Genomic DNA, 24,114 nt, shown 5'->3' with positions numbered 1-24,114 from the left:
CTTTAAATAATGAAGCTATTGGTTATTAGAAAAGAAATAATTATCATGTTATGATTTAAAGAAGAACAAACTTAGTGGAGGTATAACGAATGAAAATTGTCATTTTAGATGGGTACTCTTTAAATCCTGGCGACATTGATTGGGAACCATTAAAAGAAATAGGCGAATGTGAAATATATGATAGAACGTCATTTACTGATAAAAAAGAAATTTTGCAACGAATCGGTGATGCGCGGATTGTTTTGACGAATAAGACACCTTTGGATGAAGAGGTCCTTCATGCTGCACCTAATTTAGAGTATATAGGTATCTTAGCTACTGGTTACAATATTATCGATATTGATGCAGCAACTAAAGCTGGAATTACAGTAACGAATGTTCCAGCATACGGGACAGAGGCGGTCGCTCAATTCACATTTGCTTTGTTGTTGGAAATCACAAGTCAAGTCGGTTTACACAATCGTCTGGTACATGAAGGACAATGGTCGAGCAATCCTGATTTTAGTTTTTTTGCCACACCGCTGACAGAACTACAAGGAAAAACGCTAGGGCTTGTTGGCTTCGGACGAATTGCTCAAAAAGTGGCTGAAATTGGTCATGCATTTGGCATGAAAGTCATCTTTTATAACCATCGTCCTAAAAATGTTAAAGCTGAATGGTTACAACAAGTGAGCCTAAATGAACTATTAAGCCAGTCTGATGTCGTTAGCTTGCATGTACCGCAGACTCCTGATACAAAAGAGTTGATCAACAGCTCCTCACTGCAAAAAATGAAAAATACTGGGATTTTGATTAATACTGCGCGTGGTGGTTTGATTAATGAAGCAGACCTTGCTGAAGCCTTAAACAACGAACAACTTGCCGTAGCAGCCATGGACGTAGCTCAACAGGAGCCCATCAATGAAGATAGCCCTTTACTAGCAGCTAAGAATTGTTACATTACACCACACATAGCCTGGGCACCACAAGAAACAAGAAAACGATTATTAGATATTGTCGCTAGTAATTTAACAGAATTTCTAGCAGGTCGAAAGCAAAATACAGTGACTAGTTAAGAAATAACTTTAAATCACCAAGAAAGTTGAAGTACTTTCTTGGTGATTTTTATTGAATTTTTAATTGAATTATCAACATTTTTATTGTAATGTAGTCATTAAATTAAGTTTTGGTGATAGTAAGTAGAGGAGTGAATTTTGTGTTTCAAAAAAGAAAAGAGGTCTCTTTTAAGCAAGTTTTTTGGACAAGTACATTTCTAATAATGATTTATTTTCTTTTTCAACCATTTCATTGGATAAACTTAATAGAAGCATTATTTATCTTATTAGTTATCATTCCAACTGTTTATTATTTTAGTAACAGCCATAGTTTTAAAGCCATTTCTTTTGAAAATGAAACATATTTTGCTGGTGTTAGTACTTTTTTTATTTTGTTAACCACTGTATTGACCATTTTAATTACGGTGTTAATTAGTGCTTTTGCTCCTAATTTACTTTGATAAAATAGAATAAGGCGAGGAAAGGTAGGAATGTCTTATGTCTTTAGAACGGGTAAAAAATTATTTTTCAACACTAGGTTTAGAAAAACGAGTGAAAGTTTTGAACGGGTCTAGTGCTACGGTAGAACAAGCAGCTCAAACATTAGGTTGCAAGCCTGAAAAAATCGCTAAAACAATGTCGTTTTCATTAAACGAAAGTCAAAATATTCTTATCGTGATGGCAGGAGATGCGAGAGTCGATAATAAAAAATATAAGTCCTTTTTTGGCAAAAGAGCAAAAATGATTCCCAAAGAATTTGTCGAAGAAGCTATTGGACATTCACCTGGAGGCGTCTGTCCTTTTGCGATAAATGATGACATAGATGTGTATTTAGATAGATCACTAGAAAATTTTGACTGGATTTATCCCGCGGCAGGAGATAGTCAAAGTGCAGTGAAGCTAACACCTGAGGAACTAGAAAATTATTCATCGGCTAAAGAATGGATTGACGTAGCAAAAGAGCAGTAAAAGGGGATAGAATGGAAATTATGGCTCTTTGTCAAATAGTGTTGGTAAAGAAAACACGACGAATAAAGGAAGCAGTTAGGCGCTATTGTCTAGCTGCTTTTTTTCGCTTGTATAGGTAAGGAACCAGGTTGGAAATATTTTCCTCGGTATAAAAAGATCCGTTGCCGAAAGTTCTCAAAGCTATGGAACCCATAAGCGACTCGTTTTAGCACTTTAATATGATTATTTAACCCTTCTAAAGGACCGTTAGAATAAGGCACTGTCAAAGCAAGATGAATCTCTTTTCGATATTTTCGGAAGGTTTTGATTACAGGTTGAAAAGGGTCAGGAAGCTGGGACCCATCGGTTTTCAGTAATTGATCAAAACGTGCTGTGTCTTGCTTATGAAATGCGGAAAGAAAGGATTGATAGAGTTTATAGCCTTGTCTAAGGGCAGAATGATAACGTAATAAGCGATCGACAATCTCTTGCTCGGTTAAATGATCCCGAAAACTAGGCCGCCAATATCGATTTTTATAATCAAGCGTCCAAGCTTTTTTCTGTAGAAGTTTCCAGTATTTCTTAAGGTGCTTATATTCCTTTTGCCGACGGTTAAAGGTGTTCATCACTTGTTTCCGCTGTTGTTGGAAAGCTCGTCCAATATGTTGGCTCATGTGGAAACGATCAATGACTAACTGGGCATTAGGAAAAAGGGTTTTGACTAAAGACGCATACGGACTGTAAAAATCCGAAACGACATAGTGCACCTTGGCTCTTTCCTCTCGAGGATAACGTGCAAAATATGCTTCTAAATGAGGCAGTTGTCGATTGGCGACAATCTCTAAGAGCTGCCGCGTTTGGCCATTCATCATGATAAAACTCATGGCACCGGAAACCCGTTTGACCGATTGAAATTCATCAAAACAAAGCACTTCTGGTAAGGAAGTATTGGGTGATAGCTGTTTGGGTTTAAAACTGTGAAGCACACGTAAAACCGTTGTCGGCGAAACATGCTTCAACCGAGCGACCATCGACATCGATAAGGGGTGCGATAATTTTTCTGCAATGGCGAGTTTGACACGACGAGCGATCGAACAATGACGATCTGCGACACTGGTTTCGGCGATAGACGTTTTCCCGCAAGTTTTACAACGAAAGCGTTGTTTCTTCATTTTAAGTAAGGTTTTGTATTCACTCACATCGTTGAGATTTGTTTGGTAACTTTATTCTACGAGTTTTCAAGGTGTCTGTTTTATATTTTGCTCAGAAAACATAAAAAAACTAGTATTGACTACAAGAAATTGATTCTTGTTTACCAACACTAGAAATTATAGAGCCGAAATTATTCGATACGAAGAACGCTTTAAGCAAGATTTTATTGAAATGAACAAAGATTGGACTCAAGAATATTTCACCCTTGAAGCGCATGACTTAGAGCAGTTAAACGATATTGATAAATTAATGTCTGATGGCGCTATGATATACTTTGCAATTGAAAACGAAAAAGTATTATCAACATGTATGACCGCTCCTATAAAAAATGATACTTGGGAAATTTGTAAATTTGCAACTAATAAAAATGCTCAAGGTAAAGGCGCTGGAAAGGCCGTTTTTAAAGCCGCTTTAGACTACGCCATTAAAAAAGAAGCAAAAAAGGTGGTTATTTACTCAAATCATTCTTTAAAACCTGCATTACATATCTATCATTCTTTTGGTTTTAAAGAAGTTCCAGTGGATATTGATGATTATGATCGTTGTAATTATCAAGCAGAGTTAGTTGTTGGAAATTAAAAAAATAGAGAGCATCAGAACATAGATAAAATTGAAAAAAGTTTATCTATGTTTCAATTTGTAATCGCTAGTAATATAATCGATTTGAGGTGATGAATTTGAATAAAAAATCAAAAGAACGTAAAGTGATACAAGCTCGATTAGATAAAGAATTAGTTGATAAAGCAGAAGAAATTTTCAAAGATATAGGAATTGATCGTTCGACTGCGCTTAGGATTTTTTATCGACAAGTTGTTTGGAATAATGGTTTGCCTTTTGAACTGAATCGTCCAGAGATTCCAAATGAAGAAACCATTAAAGCATTAAATGAGGATTTAACTAATGCAAAGAGGTATACAGATGTTGATGAATTGTTTAAAGATATTCTAGAAGATTAATTTATAAAAAAGTAATTTATTAATTTCAAAAGAATTAGTTTAAAGCAAAAGGTAGTATTTATTGTTCGCGGCGACTATTTTAAAATTTATGTTCTAGTTTACATAATATATATTATACAAAGTTATAACTGAAGATTAACTTTATATTTGAAATAAATCATTTAACTTTTTACAACTTACTTTTTGTTTTTACGTCCCTTTTATTTACTTTTTTTGTCTTTAACTTTGATTTGTGCAATTATATGGCATATTTATTATTCTCGTTTATTTTTTCCATATAATAGTTTTTGAGTTGTTGTCCTCTTAAATTTACAATATTAGTTCTAATAACCTCATAGCTACATGCTATAAAAAATGGTTTTGCTGTAACTGAAGCAAAAGTTGAGAATTTTCTGCTCTGGATGCTTTTTTCCAGATAACTAATCAGCTTACTAGCTATGGTCTGATTTTGAAAATCCTTGTGCACGAAAATTGATCTAAATAGCCCTTGTTATCCATATCGGCAAAACCGATTATTTTATTATTCCAATCATTGACCATAACGATTGCTGAATGGTCTTTTACAGTAGTTCTCCATGAATATTCATCTATAGATGACCAAGCAGTTAGTTGTGCTTTACTGTAATCGTTTTTATTAACTTCTTGAATTGTTTGTTTGATCATTTTAATTGTTTCTTTTTCATCAGAAAAAGTATAATTTCGAATATATATGATAGTCCACCTCCAAATTGAAATATCATTCTACTATATCAAGCAAAGTCGGCAAATGAAACGCTACAACCTCCATAAGAAATTTTGCTGTTTTTTTTCGATAGTTTCTGGCGCCACTTTCAAAAATCGCGTATAAATGGGCATCAAAGACTGCGATTTGTTCCAGATAAGGCGGTGTTTTGATGATCTTTAAAGCTGTTTTGCTGTTTAGTTTACCATTAGAAAGCTGTTCATTTGAAAAAATATAAATTTTAGAGCTAACGGGTCCAAAAGATTGAGATATTAAACAATATTCTTTATAAAAAACCATGGATTGAGCTCTTTTGGGAATATCAATTGTTTCGTCCAGGTTGTCATCGTTAGTAAAGTCCTCCTCTTTTTCAAATGTCTTTTTTATAACCACACCATCTTTTGTTTTATCAAAGGTTCCTGTAAATAAAGAATTTTCTTTTATTGTGATAAACGAAGCTTGAGGAATCGTGGGAAAATTAATGCTATGATAATAAGAGATTATTTCAGAACTTGGCATAAAATGATAATTCAATATATCGTCTTTGAGAATAGCAGAAACTTGTCCGTGATTTTTTGCAGCAGAACAAACCCATAAGCATTGCCGGTTCTCATCATAAACAAGCCCTCCTGCATGTGTCCGATCTTTTAAAATCATTGTTTTTGTAGGATCGTTTTCTTTTTTATCAAGCATAAAAATAACAGAATGATGTTCATGACTGTAACAATAAGCAGAAATAAATATGTGGTTTTCAGTTACAGCTAGTCCTTGTGGCGTTATATCAAAACAATTATCCAATTTTTTACTATCATTTTCCAATGTCTGTGTTTTAAATAAACCTGGAATTGAAAAAGTCATAGAATCTAATTTTGTGTTTTTAAAAGCTTTATATAAATCCGGGTACCGTTTTAAAATATCTAGCAAAATATCAGAGGAATCCTTTTTTAAAAAGCGGATTTTTTCGGTATAAAATAGAATAAACGCTAAAGAAAATAACAGAATGATGTTTATTAAGACAAATATCACTTTACCTACCTCCCCTTTCTTTTAAATTATAACGTAAAAGGAAAAAAAGAAAAGCGCCTGATAAAATGACAATTGTTTGTTTCACTTTCTAAAATACGTTAAACTGAAAGTGTAAGGATATTATTACTGAGGAGGAATATTGAAAATGGCATTCAAAGAAATTCCTGAAACAAAAGTAAAGTTAAAGGAAGTAAAAGATTTATATAATGCTGGTTACGAGGTCTTAAGCGAGCTACGTAATGAAGTTAAAGCTCCAGTTGTTAAAGCTTCTCTTTTAAACCAAGAAATTATCGCTGTTTACGGACAAAATGCGGCTAAAAAATTCTATGACGCTGATAACTTTAAGCGTGATAGTGCTATGCCTACGCCTATTTTAAAAACACTTCAAGGTGAAGGCGGTGTGCAAACATTAGATGGCCAGCAACATTATAAACGTAAAAGTATTTTTATGGACTTAATGACCCCTGATCGTATGGAAGATTATCGAAAGATTTTAGAAGAAACATTAAAGGAAACATTAGATGCTCAAACAGGAAAATTTGAGTTATATCATTTGACAAAAAACGTACTTTTTAAAGCGATTTGTAAATGGGCTGGTGTTAATTTAGGAAATTATACCACAGAAGAAATTGATGAATTAGCAGATACACAAGTGAACATGTTTGAAGGTACAGTGAATTCAGTAAGTGATCACTTACAAGGCTTAGAAGGACGTAAAAAAGCTGAGAAATGGGCGCAAGAATTGCTGGCTGATGCTCGTGAAAACCCAGTTCCTGGAAAAGAAAATGTGGCTTTATACGCTTTTGCTGATGCTCGCGGTGTCGACGGAGAGTTATTACCTCTAAATATTGCTGCAGTAGATTTTCTAAATATCATTCGTCCAACTGTTGCTATTACAGTTTGGGTAAACCTGATGGGACATGCTTTATTTGGTCCTAATAATGTCTATAAAGAACTAAAACAAAATTTTGATCACTTACAAGATTCCTTTATCCAAGAGTTAAGACGTTATTATCCATTTTTCCCAATGGTTCCTGCTATTAGTACAAGGGATGTTGATATTGACGGCTATCTGGTTCCTGAAGGCAGCTGGGTTGTTTTAGATCTTTATGGAACCAATCACGATGGACGTTCGATAGATAATCCGGATTCTTTTGTAATAGACCGTTATGTAGGACGAACAAAAGAGATCTCTTATGATGAAGAATATGAAATGATCGCTCAAGGTGGCGGCGACTTTCGAGCAATGCACCGTTGTGCTGGAGAATGGATTACGTTGCACACATTACGGGTATTTAGCGATAATTTAGTTAACCATTATGAGTTTTCGGTTCCTGAACAAGACTGGACAGTTCCAATGAATAAATTCCCTACTTTCCCAGAAGATAAAGTTTTATTGTTTAAAAATGAATAAACTACAAACAAAACGCACAGAATGCTACTTTTTAGCTCTGTGCGTTTTGTTTCATTATAATGGCATTTAGTTTACATAATTATATTATGGTTAATTTAATAAGTTCATGATGTTGCTTTTATTCAGCGCATATAGCAAAGCCTAATGCTTTTTCTCCTAAATGAGTACCGATTACTGGGCCGAAATGGCCAATCTCCACTGTAATATCAGGGTAACTTTTTTCCAGGCGTGCTTTTTCTTTTTTCGCTAATTCTAAGTGATTTCCATGAATAACATACAATTTTACTGGGTGATTGATTTCATTTTTACGTTCTCCAATCACTTCTTCACAACGACGCAGTGCTTTTTTAGTAGACCTTATCTTTTCAAATAACACGATTTTTCCGTCTTCAAACTTTAACACTGGCTTAATTTTTAATAAACCACCAATCAAAGCAGCACCGTTAGTTAAACGCCCACCACGTACTAGATGATTTAAATCATCCACAATTAAATACGCGTAGGTATTCGCACGAATGATATTTAAATGTTCTAAAATTTCATTTAAAGAATTATCAGCATCCCGCATATTCAAGGCCGCTTCCACCATATGTCCCATAGGCATGCTTGTAATTAAAGTGTCATAAGGAATAATGGTCATCCCTTCTACACTATCTTTGATACTATCAAGATTGTTCACATATCCTGAAATACCGGAAGATAAGTGTATACTGATAATCGTGTCATATCCTTTTTCTTTTAATTTCTTGTATAAATCTAATGTTTCACCAAAAGTTGGCTGTGAAGTTTTGGGAAACTCTTTACTTTCATTCATTAACTTATAGTATCCATCAGCTTGAATATCGACATCCTCATTATAAACTTTACCGTCCAAAATGACTGGAATGGGTATAACAAACAAATCTGGATGCCTCCTCACCCTTTCAGGTAGGAAAGCTGTACTATCAGTGACTATTGCTAATTTCATCCTTTATCCTCGTTTCAATTCAAGCATTTTTCATACTCCGATAATTATCATAGCATAAACAAGTACTTATTTGGAAGCATTTGTTATTATTTTGCTAGAAAGTCTTGAATGGCTTGCTGATTTTCTTGTTGATCCATGATCAAAACGCTACCGCCATCATAACTTTGACCATAACTCCAGGTATCTTCAGCAGGTATGCTTAAACGATCCACTCCAGAAGCTCCTTTAGCAATTGAAAAACTATTTTTTGCTAAAAAGCTCATCGGAACATCATTAGCAGAATAGCCCATTGCTTTTCCTGCGGCATAAGGTAGTTTTAATAACGCAATAGGATTTTTTAGTTCACTAAAAATAGCAGAAATGACTTGTTGCTGGCGCCTTACACGACCAAAATCCCCTTCTTCATCCATACGAAAACGTGCATACTGTAATAGCGTTAGACCGTCCATTTTTTGTGGACCTTTTTTAATAGGTGTTTCTAGATTTTTACTCATATCTTTTTCGGCATCAATATCTACACCACTAGAAAATAATGTATCGATAACTTTCTCAAAAGTTTCAAAATCCAATGTCATATAATATTTACAATCTATACCAAAATTTTCAGATAATGTCTGGCGTACCAAATCTGCGCCCCCGTAGGCATAGGAAGCATTAATTTTATTGTCTCCTGCACCAGGTATGTTCACATAGGTATCCCGCATAAAGGAAACTAATTTAGGTTTTTTAGCTGGACCGTCTAGTTGTAAAACCATGATCGTATCGGCCCGCGCATTTTCTTCGCCGCGGCTATCACTACCGATAAGCAAAATATTATTGCCACCATTGGCGTCTGAAAAACCATTAAAGTTTTCTGCCTGCGGGGCTTCATTATCTTCACTTTCTCCTACTTTTTCACCTATATAAAATGAAATTCCAGAATAAGCAATCAACAAAATGAGTACTGTAAGAATAAAACGTAAAAAAGGATGTTTCTTTTTGCGCTTTTTCTTAATTTTCTTTTTTGGGCGATTCCCAGGAGGTTCATCTTCTGCATGTTCTCTATCGGCTTCATAGTAATCTTCTTCAAAGGACTGCCAGTTATTTTGATAATCTTGTTCGTATTCCTCTAAACGATCGCTATCCTCATCTGATGATTGTCTACGCTGTCTTCGAGCGAAAATATTATTATGTGAATTTTGCTTGGACGTTTGCCCTTTTTCATGTCTATATCTATCCATCCGGCTCATTTACTTTCCTCCAAACCGTTGTTCAATTTATAGCATACAATACTTATGTAATAAAGCAAAATGAAAATCAAAGAATTAATCATTTTAAAGATATTTTAACAAAAAAACAACGCCATCTGCATTGTTTTTAAGTAATTTCATCAACTGGATAATTCCCTACCCATTGAACTTTAGCATGTAGTAATTCAATTTCTTTTATTGCATTTTCAATTAATACTTCATTTTCATTGAGTAGAATATCAATAATGAAAAAGTACTCACCTAAATAAGTCTTTAAGGGTCTGGATTCGATTTTGGCTAAATCAATCTTACGCCAAGCAAAAGCCGATAATACTTGGTGAAGAGCGCCGGGTAAATTGGCTGGTAAGCTAACAAATAAAGTCACTTTTTTATTTTGGTATCTAGCAAGATTTTGCTTATCTTTATCCATGCTTAATAGCCAAAAACGTGTTTTATTCATTGAGTTATCTTGGATATCTTTTGCTAAAATTTGTAAACCATATTCTTCAGCAGCTTTTTTTGAAGCAATCGCTAAAACTTTATCATGAGGATGTTCTGCCACATATTGAGCTGCGGCTGTTGTTGAGCTGACTGCTTCTAATAGTACTTCTGGAAAATGTTTTTTTAAGTATTGTTCTGTTTGTGCCAATGCTTGGGGATGCGAAAGAACTTTTTTAACTTGTTCGACAAAATGTGTACCCAACAGTTGTTGGCGTATGGGTAAGATTACTTCTTTTTTTATAGTAATAGCTGTCTGGTCAAATAAATAATCGACCGTAGCGTGTACCGATCCCTCCAAAGAATTTTCAATAGGAACAACTGCAAAATCAAGCGTCTTGTTCTCAAGTTGCTCAATTGTCAATGGAATAGAAGCAAATGGAATTAATGTATTTTCTGGGAAAATTTCATTAGCTGCTTGGAAAGTAAATGAACTCTTAGGACCTAAATAGCCAACTTTCATTGAAATACCTCTACTTTATCTAAAATTTCTTGTACGATGTCTTCCGGTTTTTTTGTTGTTGTATCGATAACTAAATTTGCACTTTTTTCATATAAGCTAATTCGTGGAAGGTAAACTTCCCGAATTTCATCTATTGATTTTGAACTTGCTAGGGGGCGCACATTACGCTTGTCTAATACTACGCGATGGACTAACTCATCTAAGTCAGCTTTTAAATAAATCACATTGGGGTGTCCTTGTAAAAAGTGTTGATTTTCTTTTTTCATTACGATACCGCCACCTGTTGAAATAATGCCATCTAAAGTCAAACTTTGTTCTAAAACCTTTGTTTCAATTTCACGGAATGACTCACTGCCATAACTGGCAAAATAATCAGCAATACTCATCCCTATTTGTTCTACTATAATTTTATCAAAATCATGTTGCTCTGTATGAAGTTTTTCTGCTAAAAGTCGTCCAATTGTTGTTTTTCCTGCTCCCATAAAGCCGATTAATATAATATTCATGTTAACACTTCCTTTTTGCTAAATACTTGATATCTTGAAAAAAATGAGGATAAGATACAGCAATAGCTTCTGGATTTTCTAGCTCTACGTCTCTCCTGCTCAAAAGTGCTGCAATTTGTAACATCATACCGATCCGATGATCATTATGACTAGAGACTTTAGCGGTATGTAAAGTTGTTTTTCCTTTAATAACCAGCCCATCATCTGTTGCAGCAATATTTGCGCCCATTTTTTTCAATTCTTGCGCTGTTGTATCAATCCGATTTGTTTCTTTCACTTTCAATTCTTGCGCGTCTTTGATCACAGTCGTTCCTTCTGCTTGAGTAGCCAATAATGCTATAATAGGTAGTTCATCAATGACGCGTGGGATCAAGGAACCCTCGATAGTCGTTGCTTTTAGTTCGGAACTTTTTACTATTAAGGTCGCAGCACCATTTTTTTGATCTGTTTGTGTAAATTGGATATCTGCCCCCATCTCTTGCATGACATCAATTATGCCAGTACGAGTAGGATTGAGACCAACATTTTTTAAAGTTATTTTACTATTTGGAACAATAGCGCCTGCGACTAAAAAGAAAGCAGCTGAAGAGATATCTCCAGGAACACGTAATTCTTGTCCTTTTAGTCTTTGAGAACCAGGAAGCATAATTGTTTTTTGTTTAACTTGAATTTTTCCACCAAATTGCGTAATCATCTCTTCTGTGTGATTGCGAGAGACTTCTTTTTCAATAATCTTTGTCACGCCCTCGGCTTGCAACGCTGCAAAAAGAATAGCAGACTTTACTTGCGCACTTGCGATTGGCATATGATACTCAATCGCTTGTAATTTAGCATTAGTTTTTACCGTAACGGGCGGAAACTCACTATGATTATTGCCAGTTACTTCTGCCCCCATTTGTTTCAAAGGATCCATCACCCGCGCCATAGGACGTTGATTTAATGAAGCATCCCCGGATAATGTTGTTTCAAAAGTTGTACCCGCTAAAATTCCCAAAAGTAAACGCATCGTTGTTCCCGAGTTTCCTACATTAATGATACTATTTGCTGGTTTTAAACCAGCAAAACCTACGCCAGTTATCCTTATAGTTTTTTTATCATCATAGATAGGAACGCCTAATGCTTGAAAAGCTTGTAGTGTATTTAAGCAGTCTTCAGCTCGTAAAAAGTTATGAATGGTCGTTTGCCCTTCAGCAATTGCACCGAACATAATACTACGATGAGCAATAGATTTATCTGGGGGGATTTCAACTGTACCTTGCAAGTAATCCGCATTTATTAATTTCATACTTCTCCTCCTTAGGCGAAACGACAATCATAGTCCGTATTTTCTTCAATATGTGCCTTTGCAGCCTGTAACTCTCTCTCTGTTTTAAAAGTTAACTGTAATACGCCGCTGATTTCTTCGCGGGTTTCCAAAATTTTAATATTGGTTAAAGAAATTTGAAATTTTCCCAGCAAACCAGTAATTTCGGCAATGCTGCCTGGTTGATCCAATACATCCACAAATAAATCATAAAAAGCAGGTATAGCTCCCTTATCGTCGATCGGAAGACGATCGCGCAAGCTTTTAGCATTTGAAAAAAATTGTTGTATTTGCTTGCTGTCTCCAGCTTTTAATAAAGTAGAAATTTCAGAAACCTTTATTTGCCATTTTTCTATCAGCTCTAGCAATATCTGACGATTGCTTAACAAAATGTCTGTCCACATCTGCGGATCAGATGAAGCGATGCGCGTGATATCTCGAAAACCGCCTGCCGCTAATTGTTGTGCTCGTGGATATTTTGGGTTTAAAAAATCTGCTTGCTCAACCAGTGCCGAAGCAATAATATGAGGTAAATGACTTAACATGCCGGTAATTTCATCATGCTCTTCTGGTTTTAGTAATACATATTTTGCTCTTGTACCCAAAAACAACTTTTTTAATTGTTCGACTTGATACTTTTGTTCTTTGTATAGAGGAGTAAAAATATAATAAGCATTTTCAAAAAGAAATTCATCGCATGCTAGAATCCCTGATTTATGTGAACCTGCCATTGGATGTCCACCAATGAAATTTAAATGGTGAAAATTTGCTATTTCCACCATTTTTTGTTTTGTACTCCCAGTATCCGTAATAATTACTTCCTTTTTTAATGGAAGTTCCGCTAATTTTTTTAAATAATGTTGTGCGGTCATTATAGGAACGGCTAATAGGATAACATCGCTATTTATTGCAGCTTCAGCAAAGTCTTGCGGAATTTGGTCAACGATTTTATTTTCTTTGGCTATTTTACTTGTTTTTTCATGATCCCAGCCATACAAAAAAACATCTGGATGCTCTTTTTTTATACATACAGCCAAAGATGAACCGATTAAACCTAGCCCGATAATCATCATATTTTGTTTTGACATGGGAAATTCTCCTAATAATTTTTTAGATACTCTCGGTAATTTGTGACGGCTTCTTGTAACTCTGTAAATGAATCACTAGAAAATTTTTCTAAGATTTCTTGTGCAACAACTGTTGCCACCACATTTTCACAAACAACGCTGGCTGCTGGGACTGCTGTACTATCAGAACGCTCCACACTAGCCTTATAAGGCTCTTTTGTATCGATATCAACGCTTTTTAAAGGTTTATACAAAGTCGGAATAGGCTTCATAACACCACGAACAACAATCGGCTGCCCATTTGTCATTCCTCCTTCAAAGCCTCCTAGATTGTTTGAGCGACGAGTGTAGCCTTCATCTTTACTCCAAATAATTTCATCCATCACCTTTGAACCAGTGAGTTGTCCAGCCTCAAATCCTACGCCAAATTCTGCTCCTTTAAAAGCGTTAATACTCACTACTGCTTGGGCGATTTTAGCATCTAATTTTTTATCCCATTGTACATAACTTCCCAGACCTGCAGGAACGCCTCCTACTAAAACTTCTACCACACCTCCGATGGTATCACCGTTTTTCTTTGTTTGATCGATTAAATCACGGATAGGCTGTTCAACGCTGGGATCAATAACCCTTACATCAGAAGCTTCGGACTTTTCTTTAATTTCTCTAAGGTTAATCGCCTCAGGAATTGTAGAGGCAATGCCACCTAGCATACGAACATGTCCTGCAACTTCAATACCAAGTTCTTTCAATATTTTTTTGCTTACTGCACCAACAGCTGTGCGTAATGCAGTTTCTCTAGCCGATGACCGTTCCAACACATTACGCAAGTCTTGATGATGATATTTCATACCACCAGCTAAATCTGCGTGACCTGGACGAGGTCTAGCTACTCGTCGCATCTTTTTTTGCTTTTCTGGCACAGCTTCTATTCCCATAACTTTTTGCCAATTTTTCCAGTCCTTATTCTCAATAACTAAGGTTAACGGCGATCCTAATGTTTTTCCATGGCGCAAACCTGAAGTAATTTGCACTTGATCTGTTTCGATGATCATTCTACCGCCCCGACCATAACCAACTTGCCGACGAGCTAGTTCGTCATTGATATCTTCTGGTGATAAAGCTAAACCTGCTGGTAAACCCTCAATAATTGCGGTTAATTGTGGTCCGTGAGATTCTCCTGCTGTGATATAGCGCATAATTTAGTTCTCCTTTATAAATATTCTTTCATTTTTTCTAAATGAATAGGGACAATCTTAGCTTGACCGATTTTTTCTAGTAAAACAATGTTTAACTGATTGTCTCTTACTTTTTTATCATGAATAATCGCTTTATTGATTTGCAATGGATCCCAATCTGAAAGCTCAGTAGGTAAATGAAATTTATCTAACATTTGCTGTAATTCTTTTGTTGTGTTTTTAGCTGTTAGACCGATTTCTTCGGCATGTGCTGTAATCTTTAGCATGCCAATCGCTACACTTTCGCCATGACTGATTTTACCGTAACCAATTGTTTTTTCAATGGCATGGCCAATTGTGTGACCAAAGTTCAGTATTAAACGTTGGTTTTGATCGAATTCATCTTTTTCAACAACTTCTTGTTTTACTTTTAAAGCAGCAATGATGACTTCTTCAGCATGTTGTTTTAAATCCACTGTATCCTGCAAACGATCGAGGAATTGCCATAATTGATCGTCAGCAATCGCTGCTGCTTTGACAATTTCAGCAATTCCTTCTTCTAAATGCTTTTGGGGCAGAGTGGACAAAACATCAGGATCGATAAGAACACCTTCAGGCTGATAAAATGTGCCTACTAAATTTTTAGCTGCAGTTGTATTTACAGCAGTTTTCCCTCCAATGCTAGAATCTACTTGTGCTAGTAAAGACGTAGGCACTTGTACAAAAGCTAGTCCTCGCATATAAGTTGCAGCCACAAAACCGGCTAGATCACCGATAACACCGCCGCCTAAGGCGATGATACCATCACTTTTAGTAAAATAATTTTGTGCCAATTCTGCATAAAGCTTTTCTGCCATAGCTAAAGACTTACTGCTTTCACCACTTGCTACTTCCATAATAGTTACTGCAAATCCACTATCTGTAAGTGATCTTTCAACTTTTTGTGTGTAAAGTTGGTTTACTGTGCTATCTGTGATAATAGCGATTTTGCGCTTTGACCAAATATCTTTTAGCCACTCGCCAATGTTGGTTAAACTGCTTTTCTGAATCTTTATTTGATAGTTGTGTTCTTTTAAATTAACTGTTAGCAGCATTTTTCTACCTCCCAGCAGTAAGCATCTCTAATGAATGAATCTCATTCATAGCAGCATTTAACACTTCAATTTCTTGCATCATTTTACGGTAAGTATCTTCATTTAATGATTGTTGACCATCGGACCAAGCATTTTCTGGGGCTGGATGAATTTCAACGATCATTCCATCAGCGCCTGCTGCAACTCCGGCACGGGCCATTGGTGGCACTAAATCCCTTACACCTGTCCCGTGACTTGGATCCACAATGATCGGAAAATGACTCATTTTTTTAATCAAGGGAACAGCGCTTAAATCAAAGGTATTACGCGTAGCATCTTCAAATGTACGAATCCCTCTTTCAATAAATATTACGGGACTTTTTCCAGCAACTGCCACGTATTCTGCTGCGTTAAGCCATTCATTGATCGTACCAGAAATTCCTCGTTTTAAGCCAATGGGTTTACCCGTTTTCCCTACAGCTGCTAGAAGTTTAAAGTTTTGCATATTACGTGCACCAATTTGTAAAATGTCACTGTATTGTGCAACCAAATCAATATGAGATTCATCCATGACTTCAGTGATAACTTTCATATCTAGTTCATCTGCTGCCTGTCTTAAGTACTTTAGTCCCTCTTCTTCCAAGCCTTGAAAAGCATAAGGAGAAGTCCGAGGTTTAAAAGCCCCTCCTCTTAAAATTTTTGCGCCACCAGCTTTAGCGATTTGTGCAGTTTGTCGGATTTGATCCAAGCCCTCTACTGAACAAGGACCTGCCATCGTAATAAAACTTCCGTCTCCAATTTTAACGCCATCTACATCCACGACTGTATCTTGCGGATGAAATTCACGGGAAGTTAATTTATAGGTATTGCTGATACGAATCGTCGTATCTACCCCTTCGTAACTACGAAAAGCTATATCCTGTACACTTCGCGTGTCTCCAAGCAGGCCTAAAACCACCTGTTCTTTATCTTGATTTATTTGTACATCTAAACCGATATCTTTGATTCGATCAATCACGCTAGTTACTTGTTTTTTTGTTGCGCTTGGTTTCATAATAATAATCATATTTATTCCCTACCTTTTTATATTTCTTCTAAAATCGTTTGAATCTTTTTTACTGGCATTTTTTTATGGGTCCATAATTCAAAAGAAGCAGCTCCTTGATATAACAACATTCCTAATCCATTTAAAGTCCTGGCCCCTTGTTTTTTTGCTTGTTTTAATAAATAGCTTTCTCTAGGCTGATAAATCGCATCATAAACCACTAAATCTTCTCTTATAACCGAAAAATCATTGATTGGACTTTCATTTTCTTTCATACCTATACTCGTAGCATTGACTAAAATATCTGAATTAGCCACCGCTTTTTTAAAGCGTTCATCATCATAGAAATTGTTTAGCGTGACGCTACAAGATGTTTGTCTTTGCATACCCTTGACTTTTTCTTTCATTTGTTCAAAGCGTGGGCCTGCACGACTAAATATATGAATCTTTGTCACTCCTTCTAAAGCTGCCTGGCAAACCATAGCGGTGGCAGCGCCTCCTGCTCCTAAAATAGTCATTGTTTTACCTTTATAATTGATCCCTGCACTTTGTAGGCTTTGCATAAAACCAATGCCATCAGTGTTATACCCAAATAGCTTTTTATCGCGTAAAACAATAGTATTGGCTGCACCAATCAAATGACAGCTCTTGGAGTAGTGATCTAAATACTGTAATACGGTATTTTTATGAGGCATTGATACATTAGCGCCTAACATATTAAAAGTAAATATAGATCTTAAGGCTTCTTCTATCTGACCTTCTTGTATTTCAAAAGCAAGATAAATGGCATCTGAATTTGTCAGTTGAAAAGCTAAACTTTGTATTTTAGGTGATAGACTATGTTGGGCTGGACAAGCAAAAAACCCAACTAATCTAGTTTTTCCATTAATTTGTACTTCCATTTTTTTCCTCCTTTTAAAATACCTTAAAATAAAAAAGGTGTCCGCTAAGTTAAAAAACTATAGCGAACACCTTTATAAGTGTCTACATCATTGAAATTTATCAGTAGGCTCGCTATAGATTTTTATCGATCTATGCGGCCTTTTGTCAACTCAAAATCCTCTAGCCATCATAGATACAAACGCTGTTGTGTTTGTATCCACGATTTTATGAATACAAACCTATCTAAAATAGCTAAAGAAATAATTATTCAGTTGTATTTGCATTAATTTTATCATAAAAAATCGCTCCAAACTGAATTGAGATTGAACTTAGTATAGAGCTAAGCTAGAAGAATGTCAACAATTTTTTTAATTTTCAATTGATTTCTTCGAAAAATTGCAACAAATCAGTCATTGTCAGCTTAGCCTTTTCTTTTTCATTTAAATCTTGAATAATTTTTCCCTTTTGCATGACAATCATACGATTACCATATTGTAATGCATCCTCCATTCGATGGGTAATCATTAAACAAGTTAACTGTTGTTCTTTGATTCGCTGAGCAGTAATATTCATCAATAATTTAGAAGTTTTAGGGTCAAGAGCTGCTGTATGTTCATCTAAAAGTAACAATTCTGGGGTTTGAATAGTTGCCATCAATAAACTCAAAGCTTGCCTTTGCCCCCCTGACAAATCACCTGTAGGCGTATTTAGATGATTTTCTAGCCCATTACCAACTTCTTTGGTTAGATCATAAAAATTATCTAGGTTTTGTTTTAATTGACGTAAGCGAAAACGCCTCTTTTTTCCACGACTTTTCGCTAATAATAAATTTTCTGCGACCGTCATTCTGGGCGCTGTTCCCATCTTAGGATCTTGAAAGACGCGGGAGATAAGTGAAGCGCGATTTTCTTCACTTTCTTGTGTAACATCTTGATCTTCAATAAGGATTTTACCGGAAGATAAGGGCATAGTACCAGAAATTGTATTAAATAAAGTACTTTTTCCGGCGCCATTACCACCTAAAACAGTGATAAATTCGTTTTCTTGAATAGAAAGATTAATATGATCCAATAAAACCTTCTTTTCCTTAGGACCATTATTAATTAATTTCGCTGCATTTTGCATTTCTAAAACACTCATTTTTCTCCCTCACTTTCAAAGCCCGTTTTTAATCGTAGTTTTTCTTTAAATTGTGGAATTAATAGACATATAGCTAAGACGATAGAAGAAAATAGTTTCAGATAAGTTGTATCAAAGCCTAGACGAATAATCAATAAGATCAATAATTGATAGATGATACTTCCGATTACAATTGCCAGTAGACGTTCAAAAAATGTTAATTCTCCGTATAAAACTTCTCCAATAATAATCGAAGATAGACCAATCACAATAACACCTATCCCTTTGTTTACATCGGCATAGCCATCATTTTGTGCGATTAAGGCACCTGATAAAGCAATTACACCATTGGAAAGTACTAAACCGGTAATTTTCATTCGATCTGTCTTAATCCCTAATGATTTAGCCATATTTTCATTATCCCCTGTAGCGATATAACTTTGGCCAAATTCTGTACTAAAGAAAAAGAACAAAATAGCAATAATGACAATAACAACCGATAAACCGAGAAATACCGTGTCAAAGTTGGGCGGCAAGTTCATATCAGTAAAGAAGTTCAAGACATTGGATTGATTCAATAAAGATAAATTAGGTGACTGCATAACAAATAACATTACCGAATTCAAAGCTGACATGACAAGAATTCCTGATAAAATAACCGGGATTTTCCCTTTGGTGTACAAAAAGCCCGTGACAAGTCCAGCACACATCCCTGCTAAAACACCTAAGAGTGTAGCAACAACGGGTGAAAAACCGTTAATGATCGCTGTAACACAGACAGCGCCACCTAGTGGAAATGAACCTTCAGTTGTCATATCCGGAAAGTTCAGAATTCGATAGGTCATAAAAATCCCCAAACCAAGTACACTCCATAATAAACCTTGTCCAATTGATGATATGATCATTCGTCTTCCCCCTCTACATAAGTCGCTTCATCTGTCACTGATTCAGGTAAGTCGATATTTAACTCTTCTGCTTGTTCTTTATTAACGATAACGTCTCCTGTATCAAAAGTATAAATAGGTGTGCTTGCAGGATTTGCATCACCATCAAGTATATCGGCTAGCATTTCACCGGATTTAACACCTAGATCATACTGATTTACGCCAATAGTAGCCAGACCGCCTTGTTCAACCATGCTATCGACCGAAGGAATAATAGGAACATCCTTTTGATTTGCCTCATTTACCACTGTAGGCATAGCATTAGCAATAGTATTATCTAAAGGAATGTAAATCATATCCACTTCATCTCCCATTGTCTGTACTGTTTGGGTGATTTCATTAGCTGAAGGCACAGGATAGTCTTCTACTTGGTAACCTGCTTTTTCCGCTTCTTTTGTCGCTTCGGCTACTTGGTATTTTGAATTGTCTTCAGTAGAGGAATATAAAATCCCCACTTTTTCCGCTTCGGGCAGTAGTTCTTGGGTTAGCTCCATTTGTTGATCCACGGGCGCTTTATCTGACACTCCAGTGAGGTTGCCGCCAGGCTCGTCCATGTCATCGACCAAGTTTGCCCCCACCGGATCAGTAACGGCACCTAAAACAGTAGGGATATCTTCTGTAGTATTGGCCAGACTTTGTGCAGCTGGAGTAGCAATCCCCACTAAAGCATCAGGCGAATCTTGTACCAATTGTTGGCTCATTGTTTCTAACTTACTTTGGTCGGCTTGACCATTTTGATATTCAATCGTTAAATTCTCACCCTCAGTGTAGCCGTTTTCTTCAAGCCCATCTACTACACCTCGTCTGATTTCATTTAAAGCAGGATGACTGACATATTGCAATATTCCTACAGTTTTATTTTCGTTGTCCGTATTTGCCTGATCTACATTGCTTGATTTACCCATCTCAAAAACGAAGGTAATAATAAGTGTTGCAAATAAGACAATAATAGTTAAAATAAGTCCTCTATTTTTCATTGGCTTTCCTCTTTCTTTAAACATTTTAACGTTAAAAAGAACACGACAAGTTTTTCATACAATAAAAAAAGACAATTGTCTTTGCGGCAACTGTCTTAACAACAAAAACCGCATAGATGAATGATCTATGCGGCGTTTTCTTATATGTAGACCGGCATAGATACAAAACTTTAGAGTGCTCTTCTAAAAAGTTGTATCTATAGGAAGAATAAAAAACCTATCAATACAACGTTTTGTACCAGCTTTGCCATGTTTGTCTTACTTGCTTAATATAAACGTTTTTCATGATGGCTTTTGCTCCCTTCCTTATTAATTGAATTAATCATAACTGATTCATTATTTTACGTCAACTATTTTTTATTTTCTTCTACTTCAATATTCCACATAGGCAGCCGATTTAACTCCGGGATGAAATTTTCTTTCGGATCTTTCACTGAGTTTAATGTAAAACGATTTTTTTCTTCACCGTTTTGGAAAAAAACAAAAGTGACTTCATCAGATGCTATATTATAAGTATTTTTAATTTCTGGTGTTTGATAAACCAGAGGATAGTAATAAAATTTTCGATTAAGCTCGTCTTCTTTTTGCTTAATGATTTGTAGCGCTTTTCTTGTTTCTGTTTGATTAGGTTTAGCAAACATCACTGAAACTGCTTTTTTTTCATTAATCATTTTATCCCCTTCTCCATAGGAAAAAGGAACAATCTTTTTTGTTGGAAGATCTTCATAAATTAGATTATCCATTTGTGCAGCACGTATTTTACTATTAACCGTTAAGGTAAGAAAAGTAAGAGCTATTACCAGCAAAAGGGCAAGAAATACACCTAAAATACTCTTTTTCTTATTCGCATTTATTGTATCTGCAAAACCATGCCATAAAGCTTGCAGGCTATTTTTTATTTTTTTTACCAACCGACTTATCATAAACCCATTTCCACCTGCTTTAACACTTGTCATTTTAATTTATACTAGCAGTAAATAAATACTGACGTCAAGCACTATCACAAAAACATTTGATTATTTTTGTGTTACATTTTGTTTTCTTTTCTATAATTCGTTATAATAGATAAAGACAAATTGAAGAAATGAGGGAATATCATGTCATTTGATGGTATATTTACCCATTTAATGGTAGAAGAGTTGGCTAACCAGTTACAAAATGGACGTGTTCATAAAATTCAGCAACCTTATGACCATGAAATTGTACTAATTGTACGCGTGCAGCGTCAAAATCATAAATTATTACTTTCCGCCAATTCTAATTATGCTCGAATTCAACTAACAAACATGCGATATGATAACCCAACAACACCTCCTAATTTTGTTATGATGTTAAGAAAGTACTTAGAAGGTGCTATTTTACAGTCTATTGAACAAGTAGCTAATGATCGCATTATACATCTTACCTTTTCCCATCGTGACGAACTGGGAGATTTGGAAAATATCGTGTTAGTAGTCGAGTTAATGGGTCGACACAGTACGATCCTATTATTAAACCAAGAAACGGGCAAAATTTTAGATGCCGTTAAACATATCGGATTATCGCAAAATACCTATCGCACCCTTTTACCAGGAGCTACTTATATCGCGCCTCCCAAACAAGAAGTGCTCAATCCGTTTACTGCAGATGATACGCAGATCTTTGATCGACTGTCAACACTTGAGGAAGTAACAGGAAAAGCGCTGCAAACGCAATTTCAAGGTTTAGGTCGAGATACAGCTGATGAACTAGCTTTTCGCTTAAACGAAAAGCCCAATGAAAAAATCGCTGTTTGGTCTGACTTTTTTACTGCATTAACCCAACACACACAACCGACTTATACAAAAACCGAAAAAAGGGAATTTTTTACCCCCATTGTTTATCATCATTTAGAACAACAACAAATTGAACATGACACTTATCCTAGCTTAAGTCAATTGTTAGATTCCTTTTATATAGAAAAAGCAGAAAGAGATCGGGTGAAACAGCAAGGGAACTTTTTGATTAAAAGAGTTGAAAATGAGATTAAACGCAATCAAACAAAACTAAAAAAACGGGAAAAAACCTTGGCAGATTCCAAAAATGCAGAAGAATTTCGACAAAAAGGCGAACTTTTAACCACATTTATGAATCAAGTGCCTCGAGGGAAAGATCAAGTTGAACTAGCTAATTATTATAATGAAAATCAACCACTTAAGATTTCTTTAGACCCTGCCCTTTCGCCTAGTCAAAATGCGCAAAAATACTTTCAACGCTATCAAAAGTTACGCAATGCTGTCAAAGTTGTCGGTCAACAAATCAAAGATGCCAAGGATGAATTGGCTTATTTAGAATCAGTGATGGCACAAATTGAACTAGCTTCTCCTAGCGATTTAAAATTAATTAGGGAAGAATTGACTACACAAGGCTATATTAAGTCCCCTAGTAAGAAGAAGAAAAAACAAGAGAAAAAGTCTCAACCTGAACACTTTCTTGCAAGCGATGGAACGCCAATTTTGGTCGGAAAAAATAATTTACAAAACGATCGTTTAACCATGAAATCCGCCAAAAAAACCGACCACTGGTTACACGCTAAAGATATTCCAGGTTCGCATGTGATTATTCGAAGTGCTGACCCTGCCGAAGAAACGGTCATAGAAGCGGCTAAACTGGCGGCTTACTTTTCTAAATATCGTTTTTCTTCTTCAGTACCAGTGGATATGGTTCAAGTAAAACACATCAGAAAACCTAATGGCGCTAAACCCGGCTTTGTTATTTATGAAAACCAAAATACTTATTTTGTTACCCCTAGTAAAGCGGATATCGATCAATTAAAAAAAGAATAAAATAAGAAAATCACTAAAGCTTGATGTGAATGATCAGACTTTAGTGGTTTTCTTATTTTTTATAAAAAATGGGACGTTGATTTTTATTTTGCAAAGGGCGATTATTAGGTAAAAGACTGGTTTTAAAATCTTCGATCAAAGAGCGGCTCATTACGCCTATTTGATCAAAAACAAACCACTGAACGGGTCCTTGGGTAGGTGGGGTTGTAAGTGAACCTTCATAATGAAAATAAGTGATATTTTCCGGCAAAAAAATCTCAGGATTTAGTAATTGTTCTTTATCTTTATCAGCCTCTAATATCAACTTGTCCTTATTACATTTTTTGTCTTCATTTTCAACTAAATCAAAAAGTACAGCACAAACTAAAGGATTCCCACCTTCGTCTTTATGTACTAGATGAAACTCTAAAGGCGCTTGTTGTTTATTGATTACATGCTCACTAGGCATATGAAAATGAATATCTGTTAAATAGTAACGATTTTGGGCAAATTCAACAAAACTTGCTGCATCTACGGGAACAAAGTGCATCGTCTCGTTTACTTTTTGCACATAAATATTTTTATTTTGTTCAACGTAAGTAAATTTAAGTGCTTCTTCTAAAGCTTGTGTTTCTTCATAAGATAATGCAATAGGTGATTGTAAAGGAAATTGAGCTGCTGTATAAAATTCTTCACAAAGTTCAGGCCAAAATTCTGGTCCAGTATCGCCTGTATAACTCCAGATTTGTGACATAAAAGAATTCCTTTC

The 24,114-nt window shown here is 35.6% G+C and carries 25 protein-coding genes and 1 pseudogene; 7 read left to right on the top strand and 19 right to left on the bottom strand.

Annotated elements, in window-relative coordinates:
- The first annotated feature begins 89 nt into the window (after positions 1-89).
- From AC806_RS05300 to AC806_RS05290, 3 genes are all read left to right on the top strand, one after another.
- Complete coding sequence (locus AC806_RS05300; protein ID WP_061840231.1) at positions 90-1,055, top strand: D-2-hydroxyacid dehydrogenase; 966 nt, start codon at positions 90-92, stop codon at positions 1,053-1,055.
- Between the two features lie 140 nt (positions 1,056-1,195).
- Positions 1,196-1,495, top strand: a complete 300-nt coding sequence (locus AC806_RS05295; protein ID WP_014124792.1) for a hypothetical protein — start codon at positions 1,196-1,198, stop codon at positions 1,493-1,495.
- 37 nt (positions 1,496-1,532) lie between these two features.
- On the top strand, positions 1,533-2,003 hold the full coding sequence (locus AC806_RS05290) for a YbaK/EbsC family protein (RefSeq protein WP_061840229.1): 471 nt from the start codon (positions 1,533-1,535) through the stop codon (positions 2,001-2,003).
- Positions 2,004-2,092: 89 nt separating this feature from the next.
- Here the strand turns inward: AC806_RS05290 and AC806_RS05285 are convergent.
- A pseudogene (locus AC806_RS05285) lies at positions 2,093-3,190 on the bottom strand (ISL3 family transposase); the annotation flags it as partial.
- Between the two features lie 100 nt (positions 3,191-3,290).
- Between AC806_RS05285 and AC806_RS05280 the strand changes: the two are divergent.
- Both AC806_RS05280 and AC806_RS05275 read left to right on the top strand, forming a co-directional pair.
- Positions 3,291-3,773 carry a GNAT family N-acetyltransferase gene (locus AC806_RS05280; protein WP_231960515.1) on the top strand — a complete coding sequence of 161 codons (483 nt, stop codon included), beginning with the start codon at positions 3,291-3,293 and terminating at the stop codon, positions 3,771-3,773.
- Positions 3,774-3,871: 98 nt separating this feature from the next.
- Positions 3,872-4,150, top strand: coding sequence for a type II toxin-antitoxin system RelB/DinJ family antitoxin (locus tag AC806_RS05275; protein ID WP_050989764.1), 279 nt, complete (start codon positions 3,872-3,874; stop codon positions 4,148-4,150).
- Positions 4,151-4,388: 238 nt separating this feature from the next.
- On the opposite strand, the gene AC806_RS12305 is transcribed toward AC806_RS05275, so the two are convergent.
- The 3 genes from AC806_RS12305 to AC806_RS05265 form a co-directional block, all read right to left on the bottom strand.
- Positions 4,389-4,616, bottom strand: a complete 228-nt coding sequence (locus AC806_RS12305) for a GNAT family protein (RefSeq protein WP_157728004.1) — start codon at positions 4,614-4,616, stop codon at positions 4,389-4,391.
- A complete protein-coding gene (locus AC806_RS11710) occupies positions 4,586-4,813 on the bottom strand; it encodes a GNAT family protein (protein WP_083207568.1) in 228 nt (75 codons plus the stop codon). Before AC806_RS11710 ends, AC806_RS12305 begins: the two co-directional genes overlap by 31 nt.
- A gap of 73 nt (positions 4,814-4,886) precedes the next feature.
- Entirely contained in the window at positions 4,887-5,897 is a 1,011-nt protein-coding gene (locus AC806_RS05265; RefSeq protein WP_069028934.1) for a hypothetical protein, read from the bottom strand.
- Positions 5,898-6,042: 145 nt separating this feature from the next.
- Between AC806_RS05265 and AC806_RS05260 the strand changes: the two genes are divergently transcribed.
- On the top strand, positions 6,043-7,311 hold the full coding sequence (locus AC806_RS05260; RefSeq protein ID WP_069028933.1) for a cytochrome P450: 1,269 nt from the start codon (positions 6,043-6,045) through the stop codon (positions 7,309-7,311).
- A gap of 118 nt (positions 7,312-7,429) precedes the next feature.
- Here AC806_RS05260 and AC806_RS05255 read toward each other — a convergent pair whose 3' ends face one another.
- The 14 genes from AC806_RS05255 to AC806_RS05190 form a co-directional block, all read right to left on the bottom strand.
- A complete protein-coding gene (locus AC806_RS05255; protein WP_014124784.1) occupies positions 7,430-8,278 on the bottom strand; it encodes a DegV family protein in 849 nt (282 codons plus the stop codon).
- Positions 8,279-8,364: 86 nt separating this feature from the next.
- The gene (locus AC806_RS05250) at positions 8,365-9,507 is read right to left on the bottom strand and encodes an LCP family protein (protein WP_014124783.1); all 1,143 of its coding nucleotides are present in this window, start codon (positions 9,505-9,507) and stop codon (positions 8,365-8,367) included.
- A 127-nt stretch (positions 9,508-9,634) separates the two neighbouring features.
- A complete protein-coding gene (gene pheA, locus AC806_RS05245) occupies positions 9,635-10,468 on the bottom strand; it encodes a prephenate dehydratase (protein ID WP_014124782.1) in 834 nt (277 codons plus the stop codon).
- Positions 10,465-10,974, bottom strand: coding sequence for a shikimate kinase (locus tag AC806_RS05240; protein ID WP_014124781.1), 510 nt, complete (start codon positions 10,972-10,974; stop codon positions 10,465-10,467). Before AC806_RS05240 ends, pheA begins: the two co-directional genes overlap by 4 nt.
- A gap of 1 nt (position 10,975) precedes the next feature.
- Positions 10,976-12,259: a 3-phosphoshikimate 1-carboxyvinyltransferase gene (gene aroA / locus AC806_RS05235; RefSeq protein WP_069028932.1), complete on the bottom strand. Its 1,284-nt coding sequence runs from the start codon at positions 12,257-12,259 to the stop codon at positions 10,976-10,978.
- A gap of 11 nt (positions 12,260-12,270) precedes the next feature.
- Positions 12,271-13,365 carry a prephenate dehydrogenase gene (locus AC806_RS05230; protein WP_069028931.1) on the bottom strand — a complete coding sequence of 365 codons (1,095 nt, stop codon included), beginning with the start codon at positions 13,363-13,365 and terminating at the stop codon, positions 12,271-12,273.
- Positions 13,366-13,376: 11 nt separating this feature from the next.
- Complete coding sequence (aroC, locus tag AC806_RS05225) at positions 13,377-14,543, bottom strand: chorismate synthase (protein ID WP_014124778.1); 1,167 nt, start codon at positions 14,541-14,543, stop codon at positions 13,377-13,379.
- Between the two features lie 14 nt (positions 14,544-14,557).
- Positions 14,558-15,616, bottom strand: coding sequence for a 3-dehydroquinate synthase (gene aroB, locus AC806_RS05220; protein WP_014124777.1), 1,059 nt, complete (start codon positions 15,614-15,616; stop codon positions 14,558-14,560).
- 4 nt (positions 15,617-15,620) lie between these two features.
- Complete coding sequence (gene aroF / locus AC806_RS05215) at positions 15,621-16,661, bottom strand: 3-deoxy-7-phosphoheptulonate synthase (protein WP_069028930.1); 1,041 nt, start codon at positions 16,659-16,661, stop codon at positions 15,621-15,623.
- 17 nt (positions 16,662-16,678) lie between these two features.
- Positions 16,679-17,542: a shikimate dehydrogenase gene (gene aroE / locus AC806_RS05210; RefSeq protein ID WP_014124775.1), complete on the bottom strand. Its 864-nt coding sequence runs from the start codon at positions 17,540-17,542 to the stop codon at positions 16,679-16,681.
- 355 nt (positions 17,543-17,897) lie between these two features.
- On the bottom strand, positions 17,898-18,662 hold the full coding sequence (locus AC806_RS05205) for an ABC transporter ATP-binding protein (protein WP_014124774.1): 765 nt from the start codon (positions 18,660-18,662) through the stop codon (positions 17,898-17,900).
- Positions 18,659-19,546 carry an ABC transporter permease gene (locus AC806_RS05200; protein WP_014124773.1) on the bottom strand — a complete coding sequence of 296 codons (888 nt, stop codon included), beginning with the start codon at positions 19,544-19,546 and terminating at the stop codon, positions 18,659-18,661. Before AC806_RS05200 ends, AC806_RS05205 begins: the two co-directional genes overlap by 4 nt.
- Positions 19,543-20,562 (bottom strand): tryptophan ABC transporter substrate-binding protein, encoded by a 1,020-nt coding sequence (gene trpX / locus AC806_RS05195; RefSeq protein ID WP_041591820.1) that lies wholly within the window; start codon positions 20,560-20,562, stop codon positions 19,543-19,545. The genes AC806_RS05200 and trpX overlap by 4 nt, the downstream gene beginning before the upstream one ends.
- 350 nt (positions 20,563-20,912) lie before the next feature.
- Positions 20,913-21,485 (bottom strand): hypothetical protein, encoded by a 573-nt coding sequence (locus tag AC806_RS05190; protein ID WP_061840552.1) that lies wholly within the window; start codon positions 21,483-21,485, stop codon positions 20,913-20,915.
- A 174-nt stretch (positions 21,486-21,659) separates the two neighbouring features.
- Here AC806_RS05190 and AC806_RS05185 point away from each other — a divergent pair, with 174 nt between their 5' ends.
- Positions 21,660-23,366 (top strand): NFACT RNA binding domain-containing protein, encoded by a 1,707-nt coding sequence (locus AC806_RS05185; RefSeq protein WP_014124770.1) that lies wholly within the window; start codon positions 21,660-21,662, stop codon positions 23,364-23,366.
- 52 nt (positions 23,367-23,418) lie between these two features.
- Here AC806_RS05185 and AC806_RS05180 read toward each other — a convergent pair whose 3' ends face one another.
- Positions 23,419-24,099, bottom strand: coding sequence for a carbonic anhydrase (locus tag AC806_RS05180; protein WP_069028929.1), 681 nt, complete (start codon positions 24,097-24,099; stop codon positions 23,419-23,421).
- Between the last annotated feature and the right edge of the window lie 15 nt (positions 24,100-24,114).

The organism is Tetragenococcus halophilus (assembly GCF_001712815.1).
Classification (GTDB): Bacteria; Bacillota; Bacilli; order Lactobacillales; family Enterococcaceae; genus Tetragenococcus; species Tetragenococcus halophilus.
The sequence above is the reverse complement of the archived record's forward strand: the minus strand, read 5'-3'. Positions and strand labels throughout refer to the sequence as shown.

Bases quoted from the DNA above. Each gene is read 5' to 3' on its own strand.
- AC806_RS05300 (WP_061840231.1), top strand. From the start codon at position 90: ATGAAAATTGTCATTTTAGATGGGTACTCTTTAAATCCTGGCGACATT.
- AC806_RS05290 (WP_061840229.1), top strand. From the start codon at position 1,533: ATGTCTTTAGAACGGGTAAAAAATTATTTTTCAACACTAGGTTTAGAA.
- AC806_RS11710 (WP_083207568.1), bottom strand. From the start codon at position 4,813: ATGATCAAACAAACAATTCAAGAAGTTAATAAAAACGATTACAGTAAA.
- AC806_RS05260 (WP_069028933.1), top strand. From the start codon at position 6,043: ATGGCATTCAAAGAAATTCCTGAAACAAAAGTAAAGTTAAAGGAAGTA.
- AC806_RS05255 (WP_014124784.1), bottom strand. From the start codon at position 8,278: ATGAAATTAGCAATAGTCACTGATAGTACAGCTTTCCTACCTGAAAGG.
- AC806_RS05250 (WP_014124783.1), bottom strand. From the start codon at position 9,507: ATGAGCCGGATGGATAGATATAGACATGAAAAAGGGCAAACGTCCAAG.
- pheA (WP_014124782.1), bottom strand. From the start codon at position 10,468: ATGAAAGTTGGCTATTTAGGTCCTAAGAGTTCATTTACTTTCCAAGCA.
- AC806_RS05240 (WP_014124781.1), bottom strand. From the start codon at position 10,974: ATGAATATTATATTAATCGGCTTTATGGGAGCAGGAAAAACAACAATT.
- aroA (WP_069028932.1), bottom strand. From the start codon at position 12,259: ATGAAATTAATAAATGCGGATTACTTGCAAGGTACAGTTGAAATCCCC.
- AC806_RS05230 (WP_069028931.1), bottom strand. From the start codon at position 13,365: ATGTCAAAACAAAATATGATGATTATCGGGCTAGGTTTAATCGGTTCA.
- aroC (WP_014124778.1), bottom strand. From the start codon at position 14,543: ATGCGCTATATCACAGCAGGAGAATCTCACGGACCACAATTAACCGCA.
- aroB (WP_014124777.1), bottom strand. From the start codon at position 15,616: ATGCTGCTAACAGTTAATTTAAAAGAACACAACTATCAAATAAAGATT.
- aroF (WP_069028930.1), bottom strand. From the start codon at position 16,661: ATGATTATTATTATGAAACCAAGCGCAACAAAAAAACAAGTAACTAGC.
- aroE (WP_014124775.1), bottom strand. From the start codon at position 17,542: ATGGAAGTACAAATTAATGGAAAAACTAGATTAGTTGGGTTTTTTGCT.
- AC806_RS05205 (WP_014124774.1), bottom strand. From the start codon at position 18,662: ATGAGTGTTTTAGAAATGCAAAATGCAGCGAAATTAATTAATAATGGT.
- AC806_RS05200 (WP_014124773.1), bottom strand. From the start codon at position 19,546: ATGATCATATCATCAATTGGACAAGGTTTATTATGGAGTGTACTTGGT.
- trpX (WP_041591820.1), bottom strand. From the start codon at position 20,562: ATGAAAAATAGAGGACTTATTTTAACTATTATTGTCTTATTTGCAACA.
- AC806_RS05190 (WP_061840552.1), bottom strand. From the start codon at position 21,485: ATGATAAGTCGGTTGGTAAAAAAAATAAAAAATAGCCTGCAAGCTTTA.
- AC806_RS05185 (WP_014124770.1), top strand. From the start codon at position 21,660: ATGTCATTTGATGGTATATTTACCCATTTAATGGTAGAAGAGTTGGCT.
- AC806_RS05180 (WP_069028929.1), bottom strand. From the start codon at position 24,099: ATGTCACAAATCTGGAGTTATACAGGCGATACTGGACCAGAATTTTGG.